We start from the raw sequence: 16461 nt of genomic DNA on the forward strand, positions 1-16461 counted from the left end.
TGCCGCTGCTGTCTTTACCTATTTAAATTTTCAAGTATAGGAATGACTTCACTACGATCATAAAGGTGTTTCCCATCTGTTCCTTTCTTAAATGGTCGAAGCTCATCAATAATCAATTTACGAGAAAGGCTATAACGATCCATTAACCATGCTGCAGTAACTGAAATGGCTAAGGTAGCTAGATAACTAAAAACTCGGATAAGAATAAAAGTTATTTCATATCATAATTAAAATATAATGATTCAAATAGTTAGAAATTTGAAAGGTATCATATAAATGAAGAAACTAATGCTTGCTTTGTTAGTGTTATTTTGTGGGGTTGCTCATGCGGAATGTAAGACTGGTAATATTTATTCTGATATAGAATGCTTTGAAAAACAGTTAAAAACTGATAAAGCTAAAATGAATAAAATTTACAATAAATTAGTTTCAAACTTAGATAGTGAAGGGAAAGCTAGTTTGGAAAATTCCCAAAAGGCTTGGCTTGATTATCGTACAAAACAATGTTCTGGATTAATGGGATATTATGGGGCTCAAACATTGGGTGCTGGTTCTCATTTAATTATCTTGAGTTGTGAGGCCGATAAAACTAAAGAGCGTCTTAATGAGCTCAAAAGTTTAGATCTTTAAAAATAGGCCTTAAAATTATGATGTTTTAAATATTTAATTCTAAACCCGCCTTTTGGTGGGTTTTTTAATACTTAAAGTATAAGTTAGTTTAAATTAGACAAAACTAACCAATAGCTAATAAAAAACCACCTAATCCTTTCGAATTAAGTGGTTTTTAAATTTTGGAGCGGGAAACGAGACTCGAACTCGCGACCCCAACCTTGGCAAGGTTATAATATTTAAAATAAATCAAAGACTTAGAATTGAGTGGTGGCGCAGTGGTGGCAGGGCGTTTTATTGTAATAAAATATTTAAATTATCTGTTTTTTGTTTAAAATAATTCTTATCCATTGATACATAAATTTAACATGAAAATATTTAAAATTATATGCACCCTAATTTTTAGCTTTCTATTTTTTTTAAGTTGCTCAATTTACTTCAAGCATGAATTTAATATTGATGGAGATTATCTTTCAGCATTTTCAACAATTGTTGCTGCTACTGCTGCATTTTATTTTTATACCGATTGGAAAGATGAGCATAAATTCAACTTATTGAAACAACATCAGGACTATTTAAAGATCAAAGGGGCAAAATTGCTTGCCCATTTTAGAAAATCTCAAGTGTTGTTTGCCACGATTGAAGGTTCAACTGTGCAAGAGGGGGAAAAGAAATGGATTGATGCTTGTGTTGAGATAAGATTATTCTCATCTGAATTAACTCATATTCAAAAATCCCTCCTAGAATATAAAAGTTGTCTTTCTACTTTTGAATCAAATGAAATTTTGGAAAAACATAAAGATAAGTTGGAGAAATACAGTACTAGAATTTCGCAAATTAATGATGAGTTTGTTTCTAAACTTCCATATTTCAGTATAAGTGCAAGTCCTCAGTGTTCAGATGTTCTCGAAAGTTGGAGAGATTCCATAATAAAGTTTGATTTTTTTTGTTCTGTAGAAATGTCTGATTTTTATTTTAAATACTTAAAAACCAAATAAATAAAGGGGCATAAAGCCCCTTGTTAGTTTTTCCGTCTTGCTTGCCTTTGGGCTTTAGCCTTATTTAGATTATCTAAAATCGGCATGACAGTAGCGGGACTATAAAGGTGCTTCCCATCACCGCCAAGATTAAACGCTCTTAATTCCTCAATAATAGTTTTTCTTGATAAATTATACCGTTCCATCAACCAAGAAGCCGGCACACGGTTTGGTATTTCTTCCGCTTTAATTTCTAAAACTTTACCGATGTTTTGAATTTCATCGTGAATAAAAATCTGTGGCGGTTTCTCTGATTCAACTACAACAATATATTTTCCCATCTTTATACACCTTATGTTTTAGCAATGTTCTCAGGAGTAATCACAGAGGGTCAGCAATGCGATTACACCTGTAGAACATTGCTAAGAATGTTCATTAGAAATTTTTAAAAAGGCATGTCTTCTAAATGCTCTGTTTTAATAACTGGGTCAGGAATATGAAGAGTGCAGCTTGATATCAAAACATGAAATTCTTCACCAGGATTAAGTTTTGCCAATCGGTGCGCTTCATGTTCAGCATTCGCATAACTTTCATGCTTATAAGTAGGATTGCCACGGCCTTCACTCCAAACTAAATAAAATGGTTTCATGGCTGTTCTGCTCCCAATTTACTTTCTAATTTGATTGCGCCTTCTTCTGGATATTCACTGATATAAGCGTAGTAACCACTTCCACTGTGTCCACTCTCAAACCAAGCAATCGTGACTTCTGTATCTATCAAATCAGGGTCATTATCGGGTGAGCCAAAATTAGCTGCGGCATATAATTGTTCACAGGTTAATTCGACTCGACTTGCTTTCATCACAAGCTTTTTGGTGGTTTCCTCTAATTCAGAGAACATGCGTTCAACGATTTCTGTAAAAGAACATCCTTCCATATTGTGATTTACAGCAAATTCACAAAGCTTGTGAATGGTTTTTAAACCATTGATTTCGATTGTTTCAGGGTTATTGTTCATTGCTCAGCTCCCGATTCGCCTTTAACTAATTGTTCGATAAATTCACCTAATTCATTAGCATCAATGATTGGCAAATCTGGATGTGCATCTTCTACAGCGAATGATTTAACAGCAATCCAAGATTGAATTTCATTGATGATTTCATTTGGCACTGTTTGTGCTTTGGCTTTTTGGTATAAATCCCAAGCGTTGTTTAACTGATTCAATTGATGAATCAATTCTTCACTTTCATGAGGAAAGTTTCCTGTATGCGGGTCAAGGTCAATATAGCGATTCAATTTTTCATTAAAAGAAAACCAATCTACTGCTGTTGGATTCCAGTAAATAGCCTCAAAATCACTTCTTAATTTATTTAAATTTGTCATGCTGCCACCTTCGTTTTTAAAATGTTGTGAGCTTTCAAACGTTGGCGTAGGGTTCCACGGTTCAAGCCAAGTAATTCGGCTGCTTTAGTCTGGTTGCCACGTGTTTTTATCAACGTTTCCGCTAATAATGGCTTTTCTAAAAGGGCCATCACTTCTGCATGTGCATTGGTAGTGTTTGACTCAAGCACAGCTCTAATTTGATCTAATGAAACAACAGTTGATGTATTCATGCTGCGACTCCCGATTTAATATTTTTGAAAAGAGGGTTTAGAGCGGTAATATCCAGTTGTTTTTTTGCACGGGTTGCGGCCACGTATAACAAACGTGCTTCATCTGGTGTTAATGGCTTTTCACCTTCAGAAACTGCCTCTTTATAGAAATAGTCACCGCCCAATTTGACCTTGTTAAATTCAAGTCCCTTGGATTTATGAGCCGTTGTCACAACACAGTCGTAGTCGTTAGAACTGCTTTTCAATAAAGCTTCAATAAGTGCGTTTTCGCCTACTTTTTCAATCAAACTCACAAGTGGTTTAAGGTCGCTGTTTGAAACTTCGTGACTGTATTCAAGCACTTCTTCCCAAGTGCTGAAGCCTTCAAATGCACTTCCATCGGCTACGCGTACACCGGCTTTAACCTTTTTGGCATCTTCAATATTTTTAATTAAAGTAGCTGTATCAACTTCAAGACGTGGTTCACGCCCTAACTGGATAAGCTCAACCATGTGTGAAAGGGCAGCGGCATTGGTCCGGAAAATAATTGCATCAGCAACGCTGTCATGAACCTCACAAACTTGTGATTCAATTTGTTCAAAACCGCGTAAAGGAATTTCTTCATCTAGCACATTGAATAGAATTTTGTTTGCTAGGTCTGCAATTTCATTGCCGAAACGGAATGACTGGCTGAGTCGTGTTTCTGGTATTTCTAAAGACTGCATTGCATTTACTGCACCACGAAATGCATAGATTTGTTGGTGTCTATCCCCAACATAAATGACCTGAGCAGCTTGATTATTTAAAACGTTCAGCATGATTGGGTCAGCATCTTGTGCTTCATCAAACAGAATAAAATCTGTGTTGATGACTGGTTTACTGAGTGCCCAATACTTTAAATAATGATCATGCTCTAAACGGTTTACACCGAACGGGTCGAGAATATCTTGCCAATAGTCATTTGCCTTTGGTAAAAGAATTTTGGCTAGTTCCGCACGATGTGTTTCTTCCATCCAATCGGGTAAAGCAGCGTAAACCTGTGATAACTGGATTTCTGAATAATTAGATCGGCAGAAATAGCCAACTGCATTAATTAAAGATGTAGCCATGCGCTTATTGTTAAATAAGCGTTTTTGGTCATCTTCACCACGTTGCTTTGTTAAGGCTACAGGCACTTGATACGATTCAAGGTCATGACGTGATGCAATTTGATTCGACATTAAGCGACGATTGCTAAGTTTTTTAGTAAACCAACGCGGTACCGAATTAAATGCGAGACTATGGAAAGTTTTACAACGAACGTTGCTGTTAAATTTACCTTGTGCTTCAGTAGCAATTGCTTTGTTAAACGCCAAGTACATGCCAGATTGATAGCTTTTAGCATTACCAATCAATTTAAGCGTTGATGTTTTTCCTGCACCCGCATAAGCAGTTACCTTGCAAGACTCACCATCAATTGCCATATCAATGGCTTGTTTTTGTTCAAGAGTAGGTTTCATGGATGAATTTCCCTAAGCACCCTTAAAATTAAGGGTGCTCGTATAAAATTTATTTAAAAAGTGATAGTGAGTTATGCGGTTAATTCAGCCGTTTTTCTTTCAAACAATGCACTGACAGAATCAATCTGTGCATCAGTTAAGAATGATGTGTTTGGCTCAAATTGCTTTTCCATAATTGAATTAATTGCTTCAATTGAGTTTGCAACTTCCAAATCATCTAAAAGCTGAAGATAGAATTTCTGATTTGCGTAAGCGTTTTTAATATCCGTCTGTGCCGGTTCACCAAGATCAGAAGGAATCGTTGAGCCAAGTGATTTTAAATCAGCTAGGTTTTCAACCTTGCCAATATCTTCGATGCATTTTTCAACATCAAAAGAGACTTTTAATTCAACTACTTTATCTTGTTGTTCTTCACGTTCGGCTAACTGAGCTTTTAAACCCGCAGCACCTTGATGTTTTGGTAGCTTCGATGGCTCAGGTGTTACATCAATTTCTTTATCACGCTCTTCCTCAGCTACTCCAAAGCCTTTTAGAATATCTGTGAACTCATCACGCAATGCCCATCCACGTGCACGCATTTGCATCATGCGTTTTGGATATTGTGTCCAAGGACCTTGTTTGCTTAATAAACCTGCGCGTTTAGCATCTTCTTTAGTGAAAGTTTTAGTTACAGCTTTTTGGCCTTTACGTTTAACGGTACAAGTCGCCATATCTTCTGTTTGAGTTTCTTCAAACTGTTCAAGCAAACCTGAGCTACGAACAAGAGCAAGTACAGCATCACCCCAAAGAGAAGGGCGGCCATTAATTACCGCGATGTTTTGCATTGCTTGAAGTGGTTGCAAGCCAATTTCAGCACCCCACTGCATTGCGACTAAAATGTTGCCTGGTTTTTTCTGGTAGTCCTTAGGAACAATTTCAGAGTTAGCCAATAAATCTGCAACCTGCATTGCTTCCGCTAATGTAGTTGGAGTTAAAAAGCCTGTGTTTTGTACTAATGCATTCATGATAAGTTTCCTTAAATTAGAGATTCTTTAAATTTGGTTGCGATGCGAAAAACTCGAGTACTGCTAGTACTGCAATATTTTTCAAAAAGTTCAGGTTCTTTTTCCTTCAACACTTTGGTATCAATGCGTGTTGAAGATTGGGCTTTATAGGTGCAGATAGCTTTACCTCGACTAATCATCATTTCAGCATCTTGCATAGAAGTAGCGATTTCTAACTTGATAGCTTCTTCGCGAGCTTCCGCATCCTTTTTAGCTTGTTGAACTTTGATTAGTTCTTCAGCTAGTTTTAAATGATCACGTGTTGCTTCTACCTGTTTACCAATTACGTGTTTAGACCAACGATGTAAAACATCATCAAAACAAGTTGGTTCCGGTGGTACATCTGCTAAAACATGTTTAAACCAGAATGCTTTTACTTGGTTGAAAATAGATTTAATAAGGTCCTCATCGCGTTCGATGCGATACATACGGAACTTATTGCCACCAATTAGCACAGCTAAATGAATAACTTGACAGCCTGTAATCATCAGATACCAAAGACATTGTGTTAGGTAATAGTCTGGTATCTGGTCAGTGTCCTGTTCACCGAATAACTTGCTCATGTATTCACTAGCTGTTTTACATTCAAGCAATTGATCTGTAGTCAATGCACCATCTTTAAAGCGTACGTTCCCTGAGATTTCAGGATTAATCACAGCACGGTCAATATTGCCAAGGGCCCAAGGGTGATCTTTTAAAAATAATTGCTGTTTTACGCGCTGAACTTTCATACCTGATCTGCGCGAAAACTCTTTAGCAACTACATCTTCAAGTAAATTTCCGAAGTGAGCAGATTCATTTTGTTCTGACTGCTCGCTACGACCTGTTTTATCAAGCCATAATTGATATGGTGATTTATAAGGGCTGAAACCTAGAATGGCTGCCACATCTGAACCGCCAATACCTTTTTTACGGTTTTCTAGGAATTTTTCACGGTCAATTTGTGTATTCATATCAGCCACCCAACTTTGCTAATTTTGTTTCAATTGATTCTTCAAGCGCTTCATTGATCTTTACAAGCTCAAAGCGGTCGATATAGGCATTTACAACACCTTCTTCATCAACCACATTGATTGGCTCTAAACGATCAATTTGGATGCCTGTAGCTCGGTTAAATCCATTGCTGTTGTCATAGCCTGAGAAGTCAAAGCCGACTTCAATGCGGAAGCGCATATCACTGGTAAGAATTGATGCATGACAATCAGTGTGGCAGTCGTTGTAAGGGCCTAAATCCAAATCATCTACTGTGTAAATAGGTGAAAAAATACTTATTTGTTGTGGGCCTAAATTCTTATAGGCCATATGTGCAGACGCTAGTGCAAAACTCATAGTCACCACTAAAACAACAATCCCACCAATAAAACATGTTCCAAAACCTAAAGCAGGGCTGTTTTTATATGCGTCTTTTATTGCCGCAATTAATTGGTCGCGTTGAATTCGCAAAGCATTTTTAATTCGCTTTACTTTTTGTTTTCGAATTAATCCTTTAATCAGATTACGATGATTATTTGAAATTTGACTAACCATAATGTTCTGTTCCATAATGACCCCGTTATCTTTAGCTGTTGAATAACAGTGAAGAAGTAATGCTTGTTTAGATCGCCCCGTCCTTCGCCAAAATTTCGGGGCTTTCTTATGTCTAAAAGTTAGAAAAAATTAAACTGAACCTTCCAGAATCTGCACATAGTTAGGCAGGCCTGCTAATTCAATTTCTTGATCATCTTTGGTAATGGTTTTACCGTCACGAATATATTCGACGGTGTCTTCCATTGATTTTTCGATTGCTTTTTCTAGTTGATCTAAGTCGTACCAGAACACAATCGTGCCTTCTTTAATGCGATAGCGGAAACGCGCAGGCAGGGCATAGTGATTGCCGCCACGATGTACTTGGATACCGAAAACGATTTGTTCAGGAATAGTGAGATTGCCCGCAGTACCGGCACGCGCTTCAATTGTTTCGTTGTAGGTCAATTGAACTTGGCCGTTATCGGTACGGATGCCTGATTTAAAATCAACATTCGTTTTTGCATTTAATGTTTGTACGATTTCATACAAAACTGCTGCGTCTGGTTGATTGATGTAAGGCATTACATCTTCTAAAAACAAAGCAAATTCAGTTTGTGAGAACTTACGGCCTGAGTTGTCTTCAACTTTTTGAAATTCAGGCGTTTTTTCAGCAATAAAATGTGCTGCATGTTTGCCATGTCGTGGCGCAAGTACTGAGCCAGTATTAGTTTCTTTCTCGACTTCGTGATAATCGATAACAGCTTTAAATTTGCCTTTTAATACATCAACAAACACTAAAGAGTTTTTATCTGCATAACGCGTAACATAGGCAATAAAGTCTTTTGCTGTATGTAAAGTAACGCTTTGCGCTAAAGTTAGAGGGCGTTGTAGTAATGCTTCAAATTCATGAACTTCACTACCTTCAGGCACTACAACAAAAGGCAATACACCTGTTGATTGAGTGACATTTTGCAGGCTTTCTTGACCAAGCTTGTAGTTAGTTTCAGCAATATTGTTAAGTTCGCTCATTGGTTTTTTCCTGTAATGGCTTGTTTAGAAAAAATTAATAAAAACAGTAGTTAAGTAAGCTAATTGATTAACTTAAAGACTTAATTGTTGGTTTATTTTCAGTTGGAATTTGCTTGAGCTCAGCAGGTGTGCCCGCGTCAATGTGCTCAAGATTCAATTTCTGTTGGCGTGGGTCTTCACGCACGAGTTGTTGGTCACCATCCGTAAATAGAACGGTTGGTTCTTTGTCGAATTTTGGAAGAGTGGACTTGATATCGTCCTGAATTTTGTAGGTACCACGACCATTAGGCTTAATAGTCAAAGTAACAGTAATTTTTGATACTTTGCCTGTGTCGTTTGAAGCTTGGAGTGCTTCAGTCAAAAGTGCGTCTAATTCTTCGATCGTGTCGCCACGTTGAAGGTTTGCTAGGGTTTGACTGAATGAAGTGTTCTTAGTTGGCATAACATTCACCTAACTTTCCATTTAGTAGTTGGTGAGATAAATATCGCAATTAAGATATTAATTGTCAATAGCAATCGAGATAAATATTGCAATTAAGATATTTTGATTTCTTTATAACAATAAAAAACCCGCATAGTGCGGGCTTTTGCGATATTCAGTTTATCTTCTAATTCTTTTAAGTTGAGATTTCCACCAGTATTGACCAATGATGTATATTCCTTCTGCTTCTATACGGGCAGGTGAGTAGTACTCATCTGGAAAACGAATTTTATCCTCATTTCGTGAAACTGCTTTAAAACCGCCTTCACCTTGTTCTGTCCAATTAAAGAGAAATTTTACTTTAGTGTCTTCTCCAACTTGGAAAGCGTAAATTTCACCGTCAAATATTTTTGTGGCTGATCTATCAACAGCAATAACTTGTCCATCCGAAAATTCAGGGTACATACTTTCACCCTGCACAACGACTGCTTCAGAATCTTTAATACTTACATTATAAGCATCTAAGGAATCGCGTCTAAACCAAAGCTGCTTATGTGTTTGTGGGGTTTCATTCATATAACCATATCCCGCACTAACACGGACATCATCATAGTACTTAATTGCTACCATATCTGATGGAATTTCATCACCATCTTCCCAGACAGCAAGCTTTTTATCTTCCATTAATTTGGCATTAGAGCCACCAAAGATTATGTACTCAGATGTACTGTTTAATGCTTTTGCAATTGCTGCCAACTTATCAGCAGCCATAATTTTCACATTGTTCTCAAAGTCAGAAATAGATGATTGCCCTACACCTGTCTTTTTAGAAAGTTCTTTTTGATTGAGACCGGCTTGAGTTCTTAAAAATCGCAAACGATCACCTGGTGTTAATTCTGCCATTTTAAAAATCCTAGCTTCTCTGTATCGCAATTGTGATACAAAAGCTTATCGATATGGAGATTGCATTAATATCGCAATTAAGATAAATTACTTCTAAAGCGATATACTTATTGGAGTATCTATGGAAAATTGGCAAGAAATAATCGCTGATATTAAACAAAGCGGTATGACTCAACCACAAATAGCTGCTGAAGTTCCTTGCTCTCAAAGTTATGTAAGTGACTTAGAGAATGGCAAAAGAGGACAACGCATTTCCCACAAGATTGCTTCTGGTCTCTTAGCTCTTCATAAGAAAGTTACTCAGAAAGCGGAAGAAACCACATGAGCAAATTATTAGTCGATCTATCTGCAAGCGCCAGAAATGACGTCTCCCGAATATTGCAGGCGCTTGCATCAAACAAAAATGTAGAAATTGCTGAACATCTAAATGTAGATGCAAGCACTTTGTCGAGAATGAAAAACGACAAGAAAAGCAATGGCTTAACAGAAATTGAAAACTTTTGCGAGCTGTTGAGTTGCTTAGGTTTGAAAGTGGTACCAAAGGATTATCAAAGTATTGATAAAGAACGGGTAGCTGCACTTTTGGTGATGTCAAAAAGTTGGATGAATCGTATTGAGACCGTTGATGACCTATTTCATGACGAGATCAGTGGTCAAAAAGAAAAACTTGGATATTAAAAAAGCCTGATTTCGTGGATCAGGCTTAGTTGTTCATTAACCATAGGGATTAAATCACATGACTAATTTAACAGAACATAAGTGCAAAAACAAATGTCCTGAGTTTAAAGGAGAGCAGTGTAACCACTGTTTAGTTCAACCAGTAGAACAGCGAAAAATTGAAGATATGGGCGATGACCGTCACATTGAAAATCATGTTTCTAAAAACTGTCACGTTACTTCGTGTGATGTATTGATGCATCTCAACCGTGCTCATCAAGCAATGGGAGAGGTGTCATGAATAACTACAAAATATTTTTGTTTGGGCGTAATGATAAAAACCAAGCTATCGATCTTTTTTTGCAACTTGGATATTCATTAGCTACTAGACGAGAATCATATCTCCATCCTCTTGTAACTGCACTTTATGCACATTCAGATGGAAATATTTACACCAGTGCAGATGAACCAGAAATTCACACAAGCATAATTTTGTCACAGCTAAATGATCTTGTTGTTCTACATCGTAATGATGTTAATGATGCGAATTGGGAAACCGAAGGTGGTGATCAGATATTTAAAGACTCAAATGACAAGTCTTATATCTATCGCTCAGATGGTTGGGATGAATTGCAATGTCATGAAATGCGACAAGCAATGTGGGAAAAACCGTTATTACCTAAAACTCAACCATCTGGCGCACCTACTGAATACAACACAATCAAAGTTGAAGGCCTTGAAGGATTGGTTGACGGTAAAGCTGCTTTAACTGCTGCATTGGCAGGTGAAACAGTTCAAATCAGTGTTGAGCCTTGGGAAGAAAAAAATTGGGATACATTCAATCCTCTTGAAGATGACGTATCAACTAAAGTTTTCTTTTCTGGCATGTCTGAAGGCGTGCAAAAAGTCTTTTTTCGCATCAAGCCTAAAACCATTTTGATTAACGGTGTTGAAGTTCCTGCACCGTTTAAGCCTAAACATAGTGATATTGGATTCATCTTAGATAATGCAAAATATTGCTATAGAGAATCTCAATATGTAGGGCAACACATTCCTTTCGGTTGGTGGCGCACTGAAGAAGAAATAAAGCAAGTCGTAGCAGCACTTAGAAAAGTATTCGAGGTGCAGTCATGAAAGAACGCCCTATTATTTTTAATACCAATATGGTTAAGGCTATTTTAGAAGGGCGTAAGACGCAAACTCGTCGCCCTGTTAAGCCTCAACCATTAGGCCATAGCCTAGATAGTATTCTTGATGGCAAATGGCTTACTAAAAGTTTTGATGGCCTTTTATCTCCGAAAATTAAAGACCTTCCAATGCACTGCCCATTTGGTCAAATCGGTGACCGTCTTTGGGTGCGTGAAACGTGGTACCAAAAAGGCACAATAGGTCGTACTTATCCAGATGCAGAAGATGAATTTAAGTTTTTCCCAGAAAAACAAGCTGCCTACTATGCTGATGGTTTATTCGCACCTTGGACATCAATAAAACGCCCATCTATCCACATGCCACGTTGGGCATCTCGTATTTTGCTTGAAATTACTGACATTCGTGTTGAACGTTTAAATGAACTTTCTGAAGCAGATGCGAAAGCAGAGGGTTTGGATAATTCTAGAAGTGAAGCTGCTATTCAAATTGGTTGGTATGAACTACCAGTACCTGCTTTCAGACGAGTTTGGGAGTGGGTTTACGGTCAGGGTTCATGGAAACAAAATCCTTGGGTGTGGGTAATCGAATTTAAAGTTATCCAAGGCGGTGAATCATGACAGCAATGATCACCCTTGAACCAAGCCGCTACATGAAGCGTAAAGGCTTTGGCAATGAAAACTGCAAAGCAATAAAACAATCAGTTCCTTTTGTTGAAGCACGTCGTGGTGAATACACACATCGAGTTCGCCACGTAACGCTTGTTACTTTCCGAAATAAATCACATTTTGCCGTGCATTGTTGGTGCGGCATGACCATGTGTGTCGGCGGTACAGGGAAAGGAACAGGGATTTTACTTGATACACCAAGCGCTAATCGTCCTATGTGCGCTACCTGCGAAGGTAGGGTAATTGGTGCAGGCTTGCTTGGTTCACGTGAAATATCTGGCCGACAAGTTATGTATCGAGCAAGTGAGGTGCGGTCATGAGTTTAAAACACCCTCTTATTCGATATCACGGTGGTAAGTTTCGAATGGCTGAATGGATTATTCGTCATTTTCCAACTCATGAAACTTATGTTGAACCTTTTGGTGGTGGTGCTTCTGTATTACTTCAAAAAGCGCCAAGCCGTGTTGAAGTCTATAACGATCTTGATAGTGATGTAGTCAATTTTTTTGAAGTGCTACGTGATCAGCAGCTTGCTGAACAACTTGCAATTCAAATTGAGCATACACCTTATGCACGTACAGAGTTTTTAAATGCTCGAGCTGATACAACAGACAAAATTGAGCGAGCACGTCGCTTAGTTGTCCGCGCTCAAATGGGTTTTGGTAGTGCAGGAGCGACTAAGGGTAATACAGGCTTTCGATTAGACACAGCTCGAGGTGGTAGCGACATAGTTACTATTTGGCAGCGTCAACCAGAACTTGTGCTTCAAGCTGCAGCACGTTTAAAGAAAGTTCTTATTGAGAATCGTGATGCCATTAAGGTCATTCAAGATCATGACAGACCAGAAACCCTATTTTTTATAGACCCTCCATATGTGATGGATACACGGTCAATTGGTTGTAACGCCTATCGATTCGAAATGTCGAATGACGACCATGAAAACTTAATTTCTGTTCTAAAAAATGTAAAAGGCAAAGTCATTCTTTGCGGTTTTGAGCATCCAATTTATGAAGCATTAAATTGGAAAAAAATTACTAAAACTGTTGCAGCTTCGGGACAATCTGGATCCGTTCCAAGAGAGGAAGTTCTATGGATTAACCCTCAAGCTGAAAAACAGAATGATTTGTTTAGTGAGGTGGTATGAGCAACCAAGACGTAGATATTTGGATGCCAATTTATATTGGCGACATGCTTGCTAAGACCACTCGAATGACCACCGAGCAAATCGGTGCGTCATTTTTACTCATGATGGATTATTGGCGTAACGGTGCAATACCAGATGACAACAACGTTATTGCAAGCGTAATTCGTTCAAATTTGAGTAAGGCGAAGGCTTTAAAAACTATCTTGATAAATTCAAATTTATTTGAAGTAAAAGACAGTGAATTATCTTCAAAATATTTGGATGATTTAAAGTCTCAAGCTGAAAGTAATAAGTCTTCAAAGTCAGAGCGTGCAAAGAAAGCAGCGGAAGCACGATGGAATAAAGAGCAAGACACTAGCAATACTAATGCATCTACTGAGCATCAATCTAGCAATGCTTATGCATATGCACAAGCAATGCATAAGCATGATGCAAGCAATGCTCAAGGTATGCTTGAGACATGCCCTTCATCGTCACCTTCATCTATATATATACATACACAATCAGAAACGCCGAATTCCCTCGATGAGGACCTAAGTTTGTGGAAGCCTTCACTTCATGAAATTAACTCATGGAGACAAAGAGCAGGGCTACCTAAAACGACTCAGGAAGAGTTTGACACCTTCATGATTACCTTCCTACCGCATTACGCACCTGACATACGTTCAGGTCGTCTCATTGAAAACAAGATTTACGCGAAATACATCCAGTGGGTGAAAGACGATGCTTTGAAAGCAAGCCGTCTTGCTAAAGCGAAACCCGCTGCAAAAACAAATTCGGCTAACGATTCAAGAAACGTCAACGACGCTTGGAAAGACGAGCCTAAATCAGATGATCGCCCGTTCACAGGAACTGTGCACATACCGGAGGATTTAATATGAATGCGATGGTGAATCTTTTAAACGGCTTCAAATTAGCTGAAGGATTTTGCGAAATACACCAGGTGCAAAAAGTACAAGCGGGTCCGCATCAAATTTGCCCAAGCTGTGCAATCAATCATGTTCATGATTCAAAGCAAGGTGAACAAGCACGTGTTGATCAAATGGTACGTGATAAACACTTTGGTGGTGCAATGCTTCCCGAACGTCATGCTCAATCTGCATTTGATAATTACAAAACACTTACTCATGCACAAGCAAATACGCTTACTGAATGCATCGAATATGCACAAGAATTACTTGCAGCTTATGCTGAGGACAAAAAAAATCCTAAACCTACAAGTAAATCCAATTTCATTATGGTTGGTTCAACTGGTACGGGTAAAACCCATCTAGGTTGTGCAACTGCAAAAACACTTCTCAAAAAAGGCCTGTACGTTCGATACATCACAAGTGAAGAGCTTGCGCAGCGTGTCATGAATGCATGGGATAAGGACACAAAAGATCAATCGGAAGCATCTGTAATTTATGAGTTCACTACATACGACTTATTGATCTTGGATGAATACGGTTTGCATGACCGTGGTACCAGACTTGAAATTATTCATAAGGTTTTGACAGCACGTTATGACCGCAAAAAACCAACGATGCTCATTTCAAATTTTTCTATGAATAAGCTCAAGGCAGATTTGGGTGACCGTCTATGGTCACGCTTTCAGCATGATGGTTTACGTACTGTTGAATGCAATTGGTCCGATGCTCGTGTAGGTGGTGCCTATGTCTAAAATCATTATCGGTATTGACCCTGATTTAGAAAAATCGGGGGTAGCAGTTTTAGGCCAATCGCATTTTGAATTAAAAAATCTCAACTTTGCTGAGGTTGTTGAATTATTCAAGACGGAACAGGACTTAATCAAAAAGGTTGTGATTGAAGCAGGTTGGCTAAACAAAAAAGCAAATTTTAGAAGCGGTGCTAACAAATCCATTGCTGTTAATGAGCAGATTTCAAGACGTGTGGGTGAAAACCATGCTACAGGCAAGCTGCTTGTTCAGATGGCTAAACATATGGGTTTGGCAGTTATCGAAGTAAAACCCACTAAAGCCAAAATCAATTCAGAAGATTTTAAACGAATCACTGGTTGGCAAGGTCGAACAAATCAAGAACAACGCGATGCGGGAATGTTGATTTGGGGAATGTGGGTTTAGGAGAAATGTTTATGCCAGTACTTGCGTTTCTACCTGAGTTCATCGTGAAAGACAAAGTCAAACGCGATTCAACACCAAAGGTCACAGAATCAGACGTAAAAAATATTAGAACTTTACGTGAAGGTGGCCTGTCTTATCGTCAACTAGCAGACAAGTACGATATTTCTCATGAGATGTGTAGACGTATTTGCACCAAGATTTGCTACAAGGAGGTGATTTGATGTCTCTAAGTGGGAAACAACAACGCTTTGTTGATGAATACCTGATAGATCGCAACGGAGCACAGGCATATATCAGAGCAGGCTACAAGGTTAAGAACGAAGATGTAGCTGCTGTAATGGCATCTCGTCTGTTAAGGATTGATAAGGTTAAGGAAGCAATTGAGAAGGGTGAAAAAGAGCTTGCAGAACGCAACAAGATCACTCAAGACAAAGTGCTAAATCGCCTTTGGGAAATGGCAACTGCGGACCCTAACGAACTAATCAGATATGTGCGTGTTAATTGCCGCTACTGTTGGGGCGTAGATCACTATTACCAATGGACTAAGGGCGAGTATCACAATGCTTGTTACAACGCTTTGGTAAATCAGAAACCTAAACCTGATTGTGATGGTGGTTTTGGTTTTAATAAAACCAGAGCGCCAAATCCTGAATGCCCTGAATGCCAAGGTGAAGGCCACGGTTATGTAACTGTTGCAGATACAACACGTGTAAGCGAACAAGCAAAAATGCTTTATGCAGGCATTAAAGAATCTCAACACGGCATAGAAATCAAAATGAATGACCAAGTGGCGGCTTTGATTAAAGCCGGTCAACACATTGGCATGTTCAAGGAACGTGTAGAGCACAGCAACGACCCTGAAAACCCATTAACTGACACCAAAGCATCAAGCAGAAAACTTGCTGCGCTTGCCAAACTGAAAAAAGCAAAGGCTAAAGCTGATAAAGCAAAGGAGAACGACCAATGAAATATGTTTTTTTAATAATGGCAGTACTTGCAGCTTTTTGTATCGATCATAAGCAGTCAGGATCGTATAACACGATTCTTTTGATTACTGCGGCTGTCTTCTCAATTGCAGCGATAGTTACCGATTACATCGGTAAATGAGGTGTTCAAATGGATAAATACTTTTGGATTTTCCTAATGGTTTTGGTTATTTGCGCCACTTACGCAAAGGTACATGG

The 16461-nt window shown here is 38.4% G+C and carries 27 protein-coding genes; 14 read left to right on the forward strand and 13 right to left on the reverse strand.

What is annotated here, in order from left to right; all coding sequences use genetic code 11:
* Positions 1–14: 14 nt before the first annotated feature.
* Entirely contained in the window at positions 15–143 is a 129-nt protein-coding gene (locus GO593_RS19325) for a hypothetical protein (RefSeq protein WP_002135113.1), read from the reverse strand.
* 133 nt (positions 144–276) lie between these two features.
* Between GO593_RS19325 and GO593_RS13280 the strand changes: the two genes are divergently transcribed.
* Together GO593_RS13280 and GO593_RS13285 are read left to right on the forward strand one after the other, a co-directional pair.
* Entirely contained in the window at positions 277–630 is a 354-nt protein-coding gene (locus tag GO593_RS13280) for a lysozyme inhibitor LprI family protein (protein WP_001985145.1), read from the forward strand.
* A 347-nt stretch (positions 631–977) separates the two neighbouring features.
* Positions 978–1607: a hypothetical protein gene (locus tag GO593_RS13285; protein WP_000688783.1), complete on the forward strand. Its 630-nt coding sequence runs from the start codon at positions 978–980 to the stop codon at positions 1605–1607.
* A gap of 23 nt (positions 1608–1630) precedes the next feature.
* On the opposite strand, the gene GO593_RS13290 is transcribed toward GO593_RS13285, so the two are convergent.
* The 12 genes from GO593_RS13290 to GO593_RS13345 form a co-directional block, all read right to left on the reverse strand.
* A complete protein-coding gene (locus GO593_RS13290; RefSeq protein ID WP_000521592.1) occupies positions 1631–1927 on the reverse strand; it encodes a hypothetical protein in 297 nt (98 codons plus the stop codon).
* 104 nt (positions 1928–2031) lie between these two features.
* Positions 2032–2235 carry a hypothetical protein gene (locus GO593_RS13295; protein WP_000802162.1) on the reverse strand — a complete coding sequence of 68 codons (204 nt, stop codon included), beginning with the start codon at positions 2233–2235 and terminating at the stop codon, positions 2032–2034.
* The gene (locus GO593_RS19260; RefSeq protein WP_001063852.1) at positions 2232–2603 is read right to left on the reverse strand and encodes a hypothetical protein; all 372 of its coding nucleotides are present in this window, start codon (positions 2601–2603) and stop codon (positions 2232–2234) included. Before GO593_RS19260 ends, GO593_RS13295 begins: the two co-directional genes overlap by 4 nt.
* Positions 2600–2968, reverse strand: a complete 369-nt coding sequence (locus tag GO593_RS13305; protein ID WP_000183282.1) for a hypothetical protein — start codon at positions 2966–2968, stop codon at positions 2600–2602. The genes GO593_RS19260 and GO593_RS13305 overlap by 4 nt, the downstream gene beginning before the upstream one ends.
* Entirely contained in the window at positions 2965–3198 is a 234-nt protein-coding gene (locus GO593_RS13310; protein ID WP_001098185.1) for a helix-turn-helix domain-containing protein, read from the reverse strand. Before GO593_RS13310 ends, GO593_RS13305 begins: the two co-directional genes overlap by 4 nt.
* On the reverse strand, positions 3195–4676 hold the full coding sequence (locus tag GO593_RS13315; RefSeq protein WP_000805180.1) for a UvrD-helicase domain-containing protein: 1482 nt from the start codon (positions 4674–4676) through the stop codon (positions 3195–3197). Before GO593_RS13315 ends, GO593_RS13310 begins: the two co-directional genes overlap by 4 nt.
* A 71-nt stretch (positions 4677–4747) precedes the next feature.
* Positions 4748–5680 carry a hypothetical protein gene (locus GO593_RS13320; RefSeq protein ID WP_000993143.1) on the reverse strand — a complete coding sequence of 311 codons (933 nt, stop codon included), beginning with the start codon at positions 5678–5680 and terminating at the stop codon, positions 4748–4750.
* 11 nt (positions 5681–5691) lie between these two features.
* Positions 5692–6672 carry a YqaJ viral recombinase family nuclease gene (locus GO593_RS13325; RefSeq protein WP_001095959.1) on the reverse strand — a complete coding sequence of 327 codons (981 nt, stop codon included), beginning with the start codon at positions 6670–6672 and terminating at the stop codon, positions 5692–5694.
* A gap of 1 nt (position 6673) precedes the next feature.
* Positions 6674–7261, reverse strand: coding sequence for a hypothetical protein (locus tag GO593_RS13330; RefSeq protein ID WP_001985142.1), 588 nt, complete (start codon positions 7259–7261; stop codon positions 6674–6676).
* A gap of 114 nt (positions 7262–7375) precedes the next feature.
* The gene (locus GO593_RS13335) at positions 7376–8254 is read right to left on the reverse strand and encodes a DUF2303 family protein (RefSeq protein ID WP_001292874.1); all 879 of its coding nucleotides are present in this window, start codon (positions 8252–8254) and stop codon (positions 7376–7378) included.
* Between the two features lie 67 nt (positions 8255–8321).
* Complete coding sequence (locus tag GO593_RS13340; protein ID WP_001142429.1) at positions 8322–8696, reverse strand: hypothetical protein; 375 nt, start codon at positions 8694–8696, stop codon at positions 8322–8324.
* A gap of 159 nt (positions 8697–8855) precedes the next feature.
* Positions 8856–9578, reverse strand: coding sequence for a LexA family transcriptional regulator (locus GO593_RS13345; protein WP_000829424.1), 723 nt, complete (start codon positions 9576–9578; stop codon positions 8856–8858).
* A gap of 121 nt (positions 9579–9699) precedes the next feature.
* Between GO593_RS13345 and GO593_RS13350 the strand changes: the two genes are divergently transcribed.
* The 12 genes from GO593_RS13350 to GO593_RS13405 are packed head-to-tail and all read left to right on the forward strand — an operon-like array spanning position 9700 to position 16244.
* Positions 9700–9903, forward strand: coding sequence for a helix-turn-helix domain-containing protein (locus GO593_RS13350; RefSeq protein WP_000432867.1), 204 nt, complete (start codon positions 9700–9702; stop codon positions 9901–9903).
* Positions 9900–10256 carry a hypothetical protein gene (locus GO593_RS13355; RefSeq protein ID WP_000040627.1) on the forward strand — a complete coding sequence of 119 codons (357 nt, stop codon included), beginning with the start codon at positions 9900–9902 and terminating at the stop codon, positions 10254–10256. The genes GO593_RS13350 and GO593_RS13355 overlap by 4 nt, the downstream gene beginning before the upstream one ends.
* Before the next feature lie 58 nt (positions 10257–10314).
* Complete coding sequence (locus GO593_RS13360) at positions 10315–10536, forward strand: hypothetical protein (RefSeq protein ID WP_000183472.1); 222 nt, start codon at positions 10315–10317, stop codon at positions 10534–10536.
* Positions 10533–11369 carry a hypothetical protein gene (locus GO593_RS13365; RefSeq protein ID WP_001067292.1) on the forward strand — a complete coding sequence of 279 codons (837 nt, stop codon included), beginning with the start codon at positions 10533–10535 and terminating at the stop codon, positions 11367–11369. The genes GO593_RS13360 and GO593_RS13365 overlap by 4 nt, the downstream gene beginning before the upstream one ends.
* Complete coding sequence (locus tag GO593_RS13370; RefSeq protein ID WP_000664574.1) at positions 11366–12001, forward strand: ASCH domain-containing protein; 636 nt, start codon at positions 11366–11368, stop codon at positions 11999–12001. The genes GO593_RS13365 and GO593_RS13370 overlap by 4 nt, the downstream gene beginning before the upstream one ends.
* Positions 11998–12369 (forward strand): hypothetical protein, encoded by a 372-nt coding sequence (locus GO593_RS13375; protein ID WP_000126181.1) that lies wholly within the window; start codon positions 11998–12000, stop codon positions 12367–12369. The genes GO593_RS13370 and GO593_RS13375 overlap by 4 nt, the downstream gene beginning before the upstream one ends.
* Positions 12366–13193 (forward strand): DNA adenine methylase, encoded by an 828-nt coding sequence (locus GO593_RS13380; RefSeq protein WP_000053663.1) that lies wholly within the window; start codon positions 12366–12368, stop codon positions 13191–13193. Before GO593_RS13375 ends, GO593_RS13380 begins: the two co-directional genes overlap by 4 nt.
* Complete coding sequence (locus GO593_RS13385) at positions 13190–14074, forward strand: DUF1376 domain-containing protein (RefSeq protein ID WP_000070447.1); 885 nt, start codon at positions 13190–13192, stop codon at positions 14072–14074. The genes GO593_RS13380 and GO593_RS13385 overlap by 4 nt, the downstream gene beginning before the upstream one ends.
* Positions 14071–14856, forward strand: a complete 786-nt coding sequence (locus GO593_RS13390) for an ATP-binding protein (protein WP_000993236.1) — start codon at positions 14071–14073, stop codon at positions 14854–14856. The genes GO593_RS13385 and GO593_RS13390 overlap by 4 nt, the downstream gene beginning before the upstream one ends.
* The gene (locus tag GO593_RS13395) at positions 14849–15277 is read left to right on the forward strand and encodes a hypothetical protein (protein ID WP_000034751.1); all 429 of its coding nucleotides are present in this window, start codon (positions 14849–14851) and stop codon (positions 15275–15277) included. The genes GO593_RS13390 and GO593_RS13395 overlap by 8 nt, the downstream gene beginning before the upstream one ends.
* A gap of 11 nt (positions 15278–15288) precedes the next feature.
* Positions 15289–15498 (forward strand): hypothetical protein, encoded by a 210-nt coding sequence (locus tag GO593_RS13400; protein ID WP_001144535.1) that lies wholly within the window; start codon positions 15289–15291, stop codon positions 15496–15498.
* The gene (locus GO593_RS13405) at positions 15498–16244 is read left to right on the forward strand and encodes a terminase small subunit (protein WP_000058891.1); all 747 of its coding nucleotides are present in this window, start codon (positions 15498–15500) and stop codon (positions 16242–16244) included. The genes GO593_RS13400 and GO593_RS13405 overlap by 1 nt, the downstream gene beginning before the upstream one ends.
* Positions 16245–16461: the final 217 nt, after the last annotated feature.

Origin of the sequence: Acinetobacter baumannii, from assembly GCF_009759685.1 — a bacterium.
Lineage (GTDB): Bacteria > Pseudomonadota > Gammaproteobacteria > Pseudomonadales > Moraxellaceae > Acinetobacter > Acinetobacter baumannii.